This is a genomic window from Colwellia sp. KS18-150 (genome assembly GCF_057551365.1).
In genome coordinates, this window is record NZ_BAAJMC010000003.1 from 1 (window position 1) to 13,690 (window position 13,690).

13 protein-coding genes are annotated in these 13,690 nt (G+C 40.2%); all 13 read right to left on the minus strand.

What is annotated here, in order from left to right; genetic code table 11:
* Positions 1-438, minus strand: a 438-nt coding sequence (locus AC27IF_RS05515; RefSeq protein WP_487052768.1) for a flagellar protein FlaG, incomplete at its 3' end; no start/stop codon positions are given.
* 113 nt (positions 439-551) lie between these two features.
* On the minus strand, positions 552-1,364 hold the full coding sequence (locus AC27IF_RS05520; protein ID WP_487052769.1) for a flagellin N-terminal helical domain-containing protein: 813 nt from the start codon (positions 1,362-1,364) through the stop codon (positions 552-554).
* A 192-nt stretch (positions 1,365-1,556) separates the two neighbouring features.
* Entirely contained in the window at positions 1,557-2,369 is an 813-nt protein-coding gene (locus AC27IF_RS05525; RefSeq protein ID WP_487052770.1) for a flagellin N-terminal helical domain-containing protein, read from the minus strand.
* A 190-nt stretch (positions 2,370-2,559) separates the two neighbouring features.
* Positions 2,560-3,375 (minus strand): flagellin N-terminal helical domain-containing protein, encoded by an 816-nt coding sequence (locus AC27IF_RS05530; protein ID WP_487052772.1) that lies wholly within the window; start codon positions 3,373-3,375, stop codon positions 2,560-2,562.
* A 177-nt stretch (positions 3,376-3,552) separates the two neighbouring features.
* Positions 3,553-4,758, minus strand: coding sequence for a flagellar hook-associated protein FlgL (gene flgL, locus AC27IF_RS05535; RefSeq protein ID WP_487052774.1), 1,206 nt, complete (start codon positions 4,756-4,758; stop codon positions 3,553-3,555).
* 14 nt (positions 4,759-4,772) lie between these two features.
* On the minus strand, positions 4,773-6,743 hold the full coding sequence (gene flgK / locus AC27IF_RS05540; RefSeq protein ID WP_487052776.1) for a flagellar hook-associated protein FlgK: 1,971 nt from the start codon (positions 6,741-6,743) through the stop codon (positions 4,773-4,775).
* A gap of 45 nt (positions 6,744-6,788) precedes the next feature.
* Positions 6,789-7,841 carry a flagellar assembly peptidoglycan hydrolase FlgJ gene (gene flgJ, locus AC27IF_RS05545; RefSeq protein ID WP_487052778.1) on the minus strand — a complete coding sequence of 351 codons (1,053 nt, stop codon included), beginning with the start codon at positions 7,839-7,841 and terminating at the stop codon, positions 6,789-6,791.
* Between the two features lie 62 nt (positions 7,842-7,903).
* Positions 7,904-8,986, minus strand: coding sequence for a flagellar basal body P-ring protein FlgI (locus AC27IF_RS05550; RefSeq protein ID WP_487052780.1), 1,083 nt, complete (start codon positions 8,984-8,986; stop codon positions 7,904-7,906).
* 32 nt (positions 8,987-9,018) lie between these two features.
* The gene (gene flgH / locus AC27IF_RS05555) at positions 9,019-9,714 is read right to left on the minus strand and encodes a flagellar basal body L-ring protein FlgH (protein ID WP_487052782.1); all 696 of its coding nucleotides are present in this window, start codon (positions 9,712-9,714) and stop codon (positions 9,019-9,021) included.
* Between the two features lie 34 nt (positions 9,715-9,748).
* Positions 9,749-10,537 carry a flagellar basal-body rod protein FlgG gene (flgG, locus tag AC27IF_RS05560; RefSeq protein WP_487052783.1) on the minus strand — a complete coding sequence of 263 codons (789 nt, stop codon included), beginning with the start codon at positions 10,535-10,537 and terminating at the stop codon, positions 9,749-9,751.
* A 68-nt stretch (positions 10,538-10,605) separates the two neighbouring features.
* A complete protein-coding gene (flgF, locus tag AC27IF_RS05565) occupies positions 10,606-11,349 on the minus strand; it encodes a flagellar basal-body rod protein FlgF (RefSeq protein ID WP_487052784.1) in 744 nt (247 codons plus the stop codon).
* Positions 11,350-11,513: 164 nt separating this feature from the next.
* Positions 11,514-12,890, minus strand: coding sequence for a flagellar hook protein FlgE (gene flgE, locus AC27IF_RS05570; RefSeq protein WP_487052786.1), 1,377 nt, complete (start codon positions 12,888-12,890; stop codon positions 11,514-11,516).
* 26 nt (positions 12,891-12,916) lie between these two features.
* The gene (locus tag AC27IF_RS05575) at positions 12,917-13,606 is read right to left on the minus strand and encodes a flagellar hook assembly protein FlgD (RefSeq protein ID WP_487052787.1); all 690 of its coding nucleotides are present in this window, start codon (positions 13,604-13,606) and stop codon (positions 12,917-12,919) included.
* Positions 13,607-13,690 lie beyond the last annotated feature (84 nt).

A 13,690-nucleotide genomic window follows, 5' to 3' on the forward strand; every position in this document is an offset into this window, starting at 1 on the left:
TTTACTACTTATTTGTTCTTGCAGCTCTTTAATGCGAGTTGCCATGGAGATAATTTCATCGGAAGGAAACTGTCTGATCAACTCCTGGCTTTTAACATCAATAATCTTAATAACGGTTCTGCCAGAGTCTTCATCAACCAAGAAATCAACATTTTTACTTACTGAGTTAACAAAATTAGCAACAGATTCAATAGACTCTTCAATAAGACTTTGTGATTGCTCTGATTCTTGCTGATTAGCTTCATCTTGCTTAAGCTGTGCTTCAGCAGCTTTTAGTTGTGCTAAACTTTCCACCGGCACAGAATTGCCATTGGCTTGTTTAAGCGGCTCTTCGCTCGCTGTTAACTCACTTCGGTTTTGCTTAGTGTTTATTTGACTCGGCGCAGTGATATCTGCATTTAAACCTGCACCATGAGACGTTATTACCGATGTGGACATAATAAACCCCTACCTACTTAGTAGCTACAACTAACCATTTAGTTATAGCAACCCTAAACGACTAAAGGACACTCATTTTGAGTGCCCCTTAAATTACCTATAGGGCATCACAATTACAGTAATGACAATGCAATTTGTGGCTGCTGATTCGCTTGTGCCAACATTGAGCTAGCTGCTTGTTGCAATACTGAGTTACGTGCTAACGTTGCTGACTCTGCAGCATAATCAGTATCTTCGATACGTGAACGAGATGCTGATACATTTTCTGCAGCATTATCATTACTACGAATAACACTTGAGAAACGGTTTTGCTTAGCACCTAAATCTGAACGAGTACTGTTTACCGTTGATAAAACGCTATCTAAGTTAGTAATAACTGATTGCGCATCAGCAAATGTTGTCAAGTTACCTGCTGCACCAATTGCGGCAACAGAGAAACTAGCACTGATTGTAATAGAAATCGTTTGACCGGCATCAGCACCAATTTGGAAACTAGCTGAATAAGTAGAATCTAATAAAGCTGTACCACCAAATGAAGCTTGCTCAGAGATACGCGTTAATTCAAATTCTAATTCAGTGTACTCAGTATCAAGTGCAGCTAAATCTGCTTCGGTATTTGAACCGTTTGATGCTTGTACTGCTAACGTACGCATACGTTGTACTGTATTAGTATATTCATCAAGTGCACCCTCAGCCGTTTGTGCTAATGAAATTGCATCATTGGCATTACGTGAGCCTTGATTTAAACCATTTACTTGTGAAGTTAAACGGCTAGAAATTTGTAAGCCGGCAGCATCATCTTTAGCACTGTTAATACGTTTACCTGACGACAAACGTTGATAGCTAGTGTTTAACTCATTAGTTGAGTTTGACAACTGACGTTGAGAGTTTAACGATGCGATATTACTATTTACTGATAAAGCCATGATATGCCCCTATTGGATTCTATCCGTTTTTCTATTTACAACTAAAATTGGTTGTTAACAAAATTGATTACTAATTAAGTTATCGGTTAACGTTTAAATTACTTTAGAAATATTTTCAATTTCTTTCATTTAATTTTCATATTATTGATAAGTTGTTGTATTAAAAGTATATAACAACTTATCAAAGCTCAATTACAATAACGACAAAGCTATTTGTGGCTGCTGATTTGCTTGCGCCAACATTGAACTAGCTGCTTGTTGTAATACAGAGTTACGTGCCAATTGCGCTGATTCTGCCGCATAATCGGTATCTTCAATACGAGATCTCGATGCTGAAACATTCTCTGCTGCATTTTCATTACTACGAATAACACTTGAAAAACGGTTTTGTTTAGCACCTAAATCTGAACGAGTGCTGTTGACCGTAGAAAGCACAGTATCTAAATCAGTTATACGCGATTGCGCACCATTAAAGCTGGTGATAGAGCCGGCAGCATTAATGTTAGTTGATGAGAAATTCTGTGCGATTGAAATTGAAATGGTTTGCCCTGCATCAGCACCAATTTGAAAGTTTGCTGAATAAGAGCCGTCTAATAAATTAGTACCACCAAAAGAAGCTTGAGCCGCTACTCGGTCTAATTCTAACTCAAGTTCACTATACTCAGTATTCAATGCCACTAAATCAGCATCGGTATTTGAACCATTAGATGCTTGAACGGCTAAGGTACGCATACGCTGTACAGTATTGGTATATTCATCAAGTGCACCTTCAGCGGTTTGTGCTAAAGAAATAGCATCATTCGCGTTACGTGAGCCTTGGTTTAACCCGTTAACTTGAGATGTTAATCGGCTAGAAATTTGCAAACCAGCCGCATCATCTTTAGCGCTGTTAATTCGCTTGCCTGATGATAAACGTTGGTAGCTAGTATTTAATTCATTAGTTGAATTTGACAGCTGACGCTGTGAGTTTAATGATGCAATATTACTATTTACACTTAAAGCCATCTCGATACCCTCAAAGTTAGGTTAAACAGTAAATAGACTAATGAATTTACCGCTGTTAACTAAGTTATCGGACACATTGAAAATAACTTTAATCTTTTTTAAAATAAAAAAGCTTACTTCGTTAAAAACAAAGTAAGCTTTAATTATTTACTTTTCTTATTATTGGCTTTAGGCCAATAAATTCAGTAGATTACTGAAGTAAAGATAGCGCTATTTGTGGTTGCTGATTCGCTTGTGCCAACATTGAACTAGACGCTTGTTGTAACACTGAGTTACGAGCAAGCATTGCTGATTCAGCTGCATAATCGGCATCTTCGATACGTGAACGTGACGCGGATACGTTTTCTGCGGCATTTTCATTACTACGGATTACACTTGAAAAACGATTTTGCTTCGCACCTAAATCAGAACGCGTACTGTTAACTGTCGCTAACACAGAATCTAAATTGGTAATTCTTGACTGCGCCCCATCGAAACTAGTAATACTACCGACAGCACCCACCGCGGTTGCAGAGAAGCTTGCTGCTATAGTAATTGAAATAGTTTGTCCGGCATCAGCACCAATTTGGAAGTTAGCCGAATAGGTACCATCTAATAAATTTACACCACCAAAGCTAGCGTCGTTAGATATTCTATCTAATTCTAGCTCAAGCTCTGTAAACTCAGTGTTAAGTGCCGCTAAATCAACCTCGGTATTTGAACCATTTGATGCTTGTACTGCTAGGGTTCTCATACGCTGAACGGTATTGGTATATTCGTCTAACGCGCCTTCAGCGGTTTGCGCCAAAGAGATGGCATCATTAGCGTTTCGAGAAGCTTGATTTAAACCATTTATTTGTGAAGTTAAACGTGCAGATATTTGTAAACCTGCGGCATCATCTTTGGCACTGTTAATTCTTTTACCAGAAGACAAACGTTCATATGAAGTTGTCAAATCATTGGTAGATTGAGCCAATTGACGCTGCGAGTTCAACGATGCGATATTACTATTGACGACTAAAGCCATTGTTATCATCTCCTAATTTTAGGGTGGCTCTTAGATAACAAAATCGTTTGGGAACCACACATTTTCTAAATTACTGTTTAACTTGTACTACTAAGTTAAATTTAACGTTTACTGTTTTATTAAAATTCTTATCAAAATATTAAATGCATGTTGCATGCCAAAATTAATTGACGGTCATTACAAATAATTAAACAAGCTTAAATTCTTAATTTGTACAAAGCTTTGCTGCGCTGCTTGTAATGACACTTGTGACTGTTCGAACGTTGCGACAGCCTTAGCAAAATCTAAATCTTCAATGTTAGAGCGCCCCGAAGATAGGTAAAGCTCTGCATCTAGGTGATTAGATTCTTGATTATCAATCAGCGTAAGTCTCACCCCTGCTTCAGCTCTTCTGCCTGTCATATGGTTTAAGGCTTCATCTAATTGACCTAAAATCACATCGTAATCAACTTTATGTTGAACAGGATCGGCTGGGTTAACACCAACATTCATCCAGTCGATAGCGGCTTTAACCGTGTCAAAAATACTGATATCGGCTTGCGGAGTTAAATCAAAGTCATCACCCGGCAACGGGTTGCCGCTAATCTGCACTTCAACACCATTAAAGGCAACGGTTTGCCCTGGCGCATAAGTGGTAGTATTAAATACAACAGCACCATTACCATCGGTCACGGTTAAGTCTGTTGCAGAAGCAAAATTGAAATTGTAATCAGGTGGGTTAGTAACCGTATCATAAGCGCCGGGATTAGCTATTACAGCTTTGTTAACCGAAATACCCGAAGTATTAGTATTATAATTTGCTGAAAAGTCGCCAATATCATTAGGGACTTTTTCAAAAGCATCATCACCAGACTGATTAATATCAACCATCACGTTTTTAGCTATTTGCAGCTCTCTGACACCGCTATCACCGTGATAAATAACAGAGTCATCTGGCTGTAAGGTAAATGGCTGCACGTCAACCTGATAACCGGCATAAATGTAATCACCAGATTCATCTTGCGTGTTAGCAATATCGAGCAATTGTGACTGAGTATTCTTTCCTAGCTCAGCTAAAGACTTAATACTGTCATCAGATAAAGTACCATTATTAGCTTGAATGAATAATTGCTTAAGCTGCTGCATCACATCTTCAGCACTGGCGAAAGAGACTTCTTGAAGGCTGTTACGGTTTTCAGCTTGATTAAGGTTTCGTTGGTATTTTTCAATATTAGCCAAGCCATCTTTATAGCCCGCTAACGTACCATAAGAAACAGCATCATCTTTCGCCGTTAACACTCTTTTACCGCTCGCTAAATATTGGATTTGATCATTAACATCAGACTGTTTATTACTCAGCTGTTGAGCATTTTGAAAATAAAACTGTTGAGTAGAGACTCGCATAAATGACTCCTTATTTACCTAGCGGCTGCCAGTAATGTGTCAAAAATAGTATTGGCAACTGAAATGATTTGTGACGCTGCTTGATAAGCTTGCTGAAACTTCAATAAGTTAGCCGCCTCTTCATCAAGGTTAACCCCTGATGTTTCTTGATTGCGATTATATGCTTGGGTATACAGTGCTTCTGCAGTTTCAGCCACTAGCTTTGCTGAGCTTGACTTAGAGCCAACAACCGAAGTTGAAATCGCTAAGCTTTGGCTAAAGGTTTCTTTGCCACCATTTAACACGCCAGCTTCTTGAGTTTTAGCCATAGCAACAATGTTGCTGTTATTACCCAAACCAAAAGCATCATCAATAAAAAATTGTTCAGGGGCACTAGGCGCTGAGCCTGATGGGGTACCAGAAATTTCCACCTGAAAGCTTGCCGTTGCCGGCAATGGCGGCAAGTCAATGGTTTGACTCGGTGGTGTATAAGCAATTGGGGCTGATGTTGCCCCTAAGTTATCCGTAATAGTGTAGTTAAACGTTCCGACAGGGCTTTCTAAAACATCAATACGGATAGGCATTGCTGCTTGTGCACTTAACGGGTCAAACATATCTACAATAGCAATTTTACCGGCGCTAATATTATTATCTGACGGGGTGATCTCTACAGCAGAGCTAGCAGCAATACCTGCGCCATCAGTTAATGTTACATTCATTAAGGCAGCACTATTTTCTGTTGGCCTAACGACAAAAGAATCATCATTCGCTGGTGCGCCACTGCTTTCAATAAACTCAAAACCAAAGGGAGTAGTATAAGTTCCCGCGCCCGGCGCTCCAAGGTTAGTTGTCGCGTTAGTAGTCATGTTTGTCATGATGTAATCAGTGCCATTATATCGCACTTCAAATTCATCCGTAGGTAAGGCCGAAACATCAGTAATATTGACCTGTGCCTGTAAATTACCGCCATTAGTTGATGGCGACAGTACTCGTCCCTGCTGCAATTGTGAGGTGTTAATATCATTGAAAATATTAGCGCCTTGCTGACCATTTAAATCTAAACCATCGGCTTGGCTATCATTCAACGTAGAAGCAATAGCCATGGATAACCGATTAATTTCACTGCGAATCTGGGTTAAATGCTCATCTCTAAATTCAAAAGCACCACCAAGCGCCCCACCTAACGTATCTCCTTGGATGGAAACACTAGAATTAGGGCTAACTAAACGTAACTGAGTTTTTAAAGGATCAGGATCACCAGCATCAACACTAACTGTTAAAGGCGTAATACCCGCAACCAGTGTAGTTCCTTGCCCTATCATTACAGTCATCACACCGTTAGTATCTTCGACGGTATTCACATTGGTGTATTGACCTAATTCATTAATTAATTGATCGCGTTTATCCAACAAGTCATTTGGCTGACCTGCTTGTGTTAAATCTTTTGCTTGTAAAATAGTTTCATTAATTTTGGCAAGTTCAATAGAGATCTCTGAAATATTACTGGCAACCTGAGCAATTTCGCCATTAATAGACTTTTCAATATCATCAAAATTTTGATTCAAGGCGTTGAAGTCTGCGGCTAATGATTCTGCTTGATTTAAGACGATGCTACGCAGGCCTAAATCGCTTGGATTATCAGCAATGCCATTAACGGCCTGATAAAATTGCCCCACTGAATTCATGATGGCTTGACCAGAATAGCTCATGATGTCATTAAGCTGATTTAAGCTGCCATTTAAAGCATTCGCATTGCCTAAATTAGATTGATTAAGTAATTGTTCTTTATAGGAGAATTGATCATAAAGACGAGTAATATCTTGAACGTAAGTGCCCGAGCCTATGTAATTAGAGCCGCTAGTTAAACCTAAAGAAGCATTCTGCTCGGCTCGTTGACGGGTATACCCTTCAGTATTAACATTAGATATATTATGACCTGTTGTTGCCAACTGCTGCTGAGCAGCTAATAAGCCACTCACGCCGGTTTGGTATAAACTTACTGTCATAATTAATGCCTCAACATAAGAGGTAGCGAACTACCTATTATCAATTTATTTACTTATTAAATTTGAGACTGTACGCAGTGTTGCCATAATTTTATTGGCGTATTGTGGATCTGTCGCATAGCCTGCTTTTTGTATTCCTTGCAGGAAGTGTTCCACATTACTAGGATTTTCAAGTGCCTCTTGATATCTATCGCCACTTGAGAGGAAATTGACATAGTCATTAACACTTTCAGATAATGATTGGTAAGCTCTAAATGGCGCAGATTTTTTCACCATAGTGCCTTGTTCAAATTCTAAAGTATCTTTTTGAATTTTATCGCCAGCCCAGCGGTTATCGGCTTTTATGTTAAATAAATTGTTTGAACTAGTGCCGTCATCGTGTTTAATTATTTTTTGACCCCAACCGGTTTCCAGTGCCGCTTGAGCAATAACCACTTGAAATGGAACACCGAGTTTTTCCTGCACGGCTTTTGCCGGCTCAGTTAACGCAGTAACAAAATCTTTAGGCGCTGAAAAGTTTGGCGTGGATAATTTGACGCTTGCAGGAGTACTGCTATCAAGAGTTATTTCATTCGTCTTCGCAGCCGTTTTTTGAGCTTTAAATGGAATGGTAGTTTCATCAGTTGCTGAAGAGTTTGCTCGGCTCAAATAAGTCTGCAAATATTCGTCATTTGGCGGTGTTTTTTCCCAATTCAGTTTATCTTCTTTAGCAAGCTTTTTAACTTCCTCAAGATTACCGTCATTTCGAAGTACTGTTCTTGGAGTGAAGTTGTCGCTATCACCGCCTAATTGTCGAACAATCAACTCAGATAAACCTAAAGAGCCATTAGATGACATCTCAAGTGACATTTGCTGATCATGCATATCACGATAAAATTTAGTAGATTGAGAATTAAATGGGCTATCGGACTCCAACACTTCTTGTGCTTTACGCATGCTTTTTAGCAACATTTGCGTAAATATTGCTTCAAACTGCTGAGCAGCTTCTTCCAAAGCCGCTTTTTTAGCATCACCATCTGCCGACTTTGATTGTTGGCGAATTGAGTTCAAGCCATTAATTTCTAGGAAGTTTTGGGCTTGTTTAAAGTTAGTATCCATTATTAGATCCAGCCTGTAGTCATAATATCAGTTAACCCGCACGATAAACGTGTCGAGATAACTTAAATAATGATGAGTTCGCCGCGAATAGCCCCCGCTTGATCAAGTGCTTCTAATATCGCCATAACATCCCCTGGCCCAGCACCCACTTCATTGATAGCTCGTACTAATGTGTCTAAGGTGACACCCGGTTTGAAAACAAACATACGAGCGTCGCTTTGGGTTACATTAACCGCAGATTCATTAGTTACTACAGTTTCACCTTCAGCAAAAGCATTCGGCTGTGAAACATTTTGCACTTCATTAATAGAGACGGTAATACCACCATGAGTAATGGCTGCAGCTAATAATCGCACTTCTGAGCCAATAACTATGGTACCTGTTCGAGAGTTAACAATAATCTTTGCTGAGCTAGAGTCTGGCTCAAATTCTAAATTTTCTAATACCGATAAAAAACTGACTCGATCAGCGATATCACGCGGGGCAGTAACTCGCACTGAGGTTGCATCTATCGCTCGCGCAGAGCCGGCAATAAGATCGTTAATCGTATCTGACAAGCGCTTTGCTGTAGTAAAGTCAGAGCGCTGTAAATTAAACGTAATATAGTCCCCTTGCCCAAAAGGCGACTCAACTTCACGCTCAACCGTAGCACCATTAGCAATACGCCCCACTGTTGGCGTATTAACAATAACTTTCGAGCCATCCAGTCCTTCAGCACCTAAACCGCTAACGACTAATGAGCCTTGGGCAACCGCATAAGCGTTACCATCAATCCCCATTAAGATGGTTTGTAATAAGGTACCGCCACGTAAACTTTGTGCGCTCCCCATACTAGAAACAGTAACATCAATAGTTTGACCGGGCTTTTTAAAAGCATTTAATTCTGCATGCACAGCTACCGCGGCAACATTTTTAATTTTTGGTTTTAAGTTTTCTGGCATGGTAATGCCAAAGTTACTTAACATGGTTTTGAAACTTTGCTCAGTAAAAGGGCTTTGCTCGCCTGTGCCTGGTAAACCAACCACTAAACCATAACCAATCAGTTGGTTAGAGCGAACGCCGGCAACATCAGTTAAATCTTTGATGCGCTGAGCTTGGCTAGCAAATGCTAGCAAAGTCATGATAATTGTAATTACTGCTTTCATAATATTACCCTTCGAAGACGAAAATCGCGCGTCTACAGTGGCCACCATGTGCTATTGAAAAATTTAGTTAACCAACCTTGCTCATTCATATCAGCAAAACTACCGGTACCTGCATATTGAATACGGGCATTGGCTACCTTGTTAGATAAAATAGTATTGTTAGAGTTAATATCTTTTGAGCGAATAACGCCGGTTAAGCGGATATACTCATCACCATTGTTTAAGGTGATCCATTTTTCTCCGCGGATCATCAAATTACCGTTAGGTAAAACTTTGAGTACGTGCACGGAGATGTTTCCGCTTAAACTATTACCTTGGTCGGCCTTTGAATCTCCTTTAAACTTGGTATTTTGATTGATACCAAATTGAACCGATTGACCATTAATTGTGACAGGCGCACCACCTAAGCCGATAATGGGATCTAATACGGTATTGTTCTCTTTTTTCAATTCCGTTTTAGCATTTTTGTTCGCTTGCGTGTTTTCTTCTAAAATCACTGAAATAATATCGCCAATGCGATGCGCTTTTGAATCAGAGTAAATGTTATTTACATAGTTCTTTTTAAAAAGAGAGCCGGTAGGCACAATGGCACTTTCTTCTGCTTCAGGTAAAATAGGCGCAAAATCAGGATCATTGGGTAAAGCTTTACTGAGCTCAACCGTATTGCTACAAGCACTTAATTGCGTAACAAGCAGCGCCGTAGCAAAATAAGTTAATGTGTTTTTCATAATCGCCTCCATAACAGCTAAGGATAAAACTGAGCTATAGCTGCTGGTTGATGTAACTTAACATTTGATCTACCGCAGAAATGACTTTTGAGTTCATTTCATAAACACGCTGGGATTCAATTAAGTTAACTAATTCTTCTGTGGTATTAACATTGGAGGTTTCTAACGCCCCTTGTACTATCATGCCAAACCCTTCAAGCCCTGGAACACCCTCTTGAGGCGTACCACTGACTTGTGTTTCTGTATATAAGTTCTGCCCTATTGGCTCGAGTCCTGTCGGGTTTACAAAATTAACCGTGTTAATTTGCCCGACCACGGCTGGCTCTGCTTGGCCTTGTAATGTCACCGACACTTCACCGTCTTGTGAAACAATAATACTTAACGCATCTTCAGGAATGGTGATTTGAGGTTGTAGTAAATAACCTGCACCCGGCGTTACCATATTACCTTCATCATCCATGGTAAATTGACCATTTCGGCTATAAGCTGAAGTTCCATCCGGCATTAGAATTTCAAAAAATCCCTCACCTTGAATCATCAGATCTAAAGCATTATCTGTGGTTAACATATCCCCTTGGGTGTGGATTTTTTGTGTTGCTACCACTTTGGTACCTGCACCTAGCATTAAGCCTGAAGGCGCTTCACTATCATCGGCAGTACGACCACCAGGTTGGTTGATGTTTTGATAAAGTAAATCTTCAAATACCGCACGACTTTTCTTAAAGCCTACAGTACTGGCGTTGGCCAAGTTATTAGAAATTACCGCAATATCTTTCGTTTGCGCATCTAAGCCGGTTTTACTAATCCATAATGCTGGGTTCATACATCACCTCAAATTCAAATTCTTTAAATCCGATTTTATAAAAAATCGGCGAACACTTAGTAAACGCTTTAGAAAGCGCGTAATAACGCAGCGGAGCTAGCGTCTATTTCTTCTGCGGTTTTAATCATTTTTAACTGCATTTCAAACTGCCTTTGTAAGGCAATCATGTCGGTCATTTCATTAATTGGGTTAACATTACTTGACTCTAATTTTCCACCGAGTACTGACACCGTAATATCTGCCTGCTCTAACGCGCCATCTTTACGGCGGAACAAGCCATCACTGCCTTTTTCTAACATGCGAGAATCAGGGTTAACTAATTTCAACTTAGCCACTTCTTCTTGCACTGTACTTGGCGCGCCTTCAGGTTGAACCATAATGGTTCCGTCACGAGTCACTTCAATATTGTTAACCGGCAAAGGTAAGTAGATAGGACCACCGTCACCCACGACTAATTGGCCGCTATTGGTTTCTAAAGCGCCTTCTTCCGTTAATCGTAATTGTCCGTTTCGGGTGTAAGCAACTTCGCCTGTGGCATCTTGTACGGCTAACCAACCGCTACCTTCAATCGCAATATCAAGGGAGCGACCTGTGGTGATAACCCCACCTGAGTCAAAATTTTGGCTAGCGCGCTCTGTCATCGCAAACACTCGCGTTGGCTGTCCTTCACCAAATGCTTGCATGCTTCTCGCCTGCGCTAAATCTGCCTTAAAGCCAGTGGTTTTAGCGTTCGCAAGATTATTTGCGTTAATTGAGAGGGCTTGCATATTCTGTTTGGCACCGCTCATAGCGATGTAAAGCAGCTTATCCATAATGAACTCCAGTATGGGTAAATCTAATAAATAACTCTTTAATAGGTAAATGCAAAGAAAGTGCCAAGGTAAGAGCGATGAAGAGATAGTGAGGGGGTATAATTAAAAATGGCGCTAAATTCACATTTAGCGCCACTTATTCAAGCTAAGATAATGAAAAAATATTATCTAATTTGTAATATCGTTTGGTTTAACTGATTATCTACTTCTAGCGCTCGAGAGTTGGCTTGGAAGTTACGCTGCGCTGAAATTAAATCAATTAGCTCAGTAGTTAAATTAACGTTTGATTGCTCTAATGCAGAGGAGTTTATTGTACCAAAAGTACCCGATCCCCCTTCACCCGCTAGTGGCTCACCAGAGACAATACTTTCTTTCCAACTCGTATTACCAATCTGTGTTAAACCTTGCTCGTTAGCAAAGTTAACCATAGCAATTCGAGCAAGTGGTTGTGAAGTACCGTTTGAATACGTCGCTCGTACTAGACCATCAGCGCCAATATCAATACCAGTTAATCGCCCTACCGCTAAACCATCTTGGTTTAATGCAGTAACTTCAAAGTTAGAAGCAAATTGGGTGGGCTCATTTGGATTCGGTCCTGTGGGATCTAAATTAAAATCTATTTGAACCGTTTGTGTGGTATCAGCGCCATTTGGTAAATGGTTTGCGAAATCGTCAGTAATAATACCACCATCTGCAAGGCTAGGTACTTGCGCGATAAAGTCACCTGAAGCATCAAACTCTAATCTAGCTCCATGAACACCAGTAGGTGCGAGTGGACCTGATACATCACCACCCAAAATACCTGTGGGAGCAGGGATACTAGAATCAACTAAATCAATTGGGCTACCATCTACAGCGGCAAACATCATCCACTCATTAGGGTTAGTAGCAGGATCATCTTTAACAAAGAAATAAGTCATCACATGACTATCGCCTAAGGAGTCAAAGATAGTGACTGAGGTAGAGTTATTATAAGTCAGTGGATCATCGGGATCAAAGTTCCCCGGTGCACCAGCTATAAATGAATCACCAGCAGGTAAATTCATACGAATATCGACTTCACTGGTTTTAGTTGGCGCGCCAGAGGCGGTTGGAATAAGCACCGGCTCTGCGGTACTTAAACTTACTGATGAAGAAGAGCCATCTGAGTTAACTGGAAAACCTAATAAATGACCGCCGGCTGAGTTAACAACAAAATTTTCAGCATTCAGTTTAAATTGCCCTGCACGCGTGTAAGAGCGCTCTAAAGAATCAATTTCAGGCACAGTAGCAAAGAAACCATTACCGGTAATCGCTAAATCAAGGGCATTGTTGGTAAATTGAATACTACCTTGAGAAAATTGCTGTGCAACATCAGCAGTAAGCACACCATCCCCTACTTTAGTTTTACCTGAAGCAAGTAGTGATGCTGCATAAACATCAACAAATTCAGCACGAGACTCTTTAAAGCCTGTGGTATTTACATTGGCGATGTTATTTGATGATACATCAAGATCTTTTTGCGCTGCGTTTAATCCGCTTAGTGCTATATTAAATGACATAATTTAACCCTCTTAAAAATTCTGTGTTAACCTTCTGAAACTTCAACAACATCGGATAATGCCATTGCGCTGCCACCATTAAGGTTTAATAAAATACTGCCATTAGCACCTGCTAATGTGACACTGTCTACTTTTCGATAAGTCATGGCTTGTAATTCTGATGCTTGTCCGTCAACTAAACCTGCAACTCTAAACCGATATGCACCTGCTGGTGCCGCCTCTCCTTCAGAGTTTTGACCATTCCAAACAAAGGTGCCGCCTCCTGCTTGTAAATCTCCAACTGGTACGGTTTGAATAATTTCACCGGCAATATTCTCAACATAAATATTAACGTTACTAGCACTAACATCCGTGACAATTTTACCTTTTACATCTTCACCTTCATTCATCCCAAACACATTATCTTCTACCAGTACACTTCGGCCCACGAGTGAAGATGCTTGTAATGCTTGGCTTGAAGTCATTGAGCTTGCAAAATCGGTAAATGATTCATTTAACTGCTGAACACCATCTGTGGTTGAGAATGCTGTCATCTGAGAAATCATTTCGTTGTTATCTACAGGTTTTGTCGGATCTTGGTTTGCTAACTCTTTCGTTAACAGAGCAAAGAAATCCTCCTGAGTAAGCATGCCGTTATCATTTTCTTCGGCTACCTTGTATTCTTCTTGTTCCCAGCGAATGCCGTCTAAAAGACTACCGCCTGATACTGTTTCCATTATCTACTCCTAATTCCTGCTAGCCTAGCGCTGACTTAGTTCTAAGATTTTATTAAGCATATTCTTTGCACTTACTTTACAAAG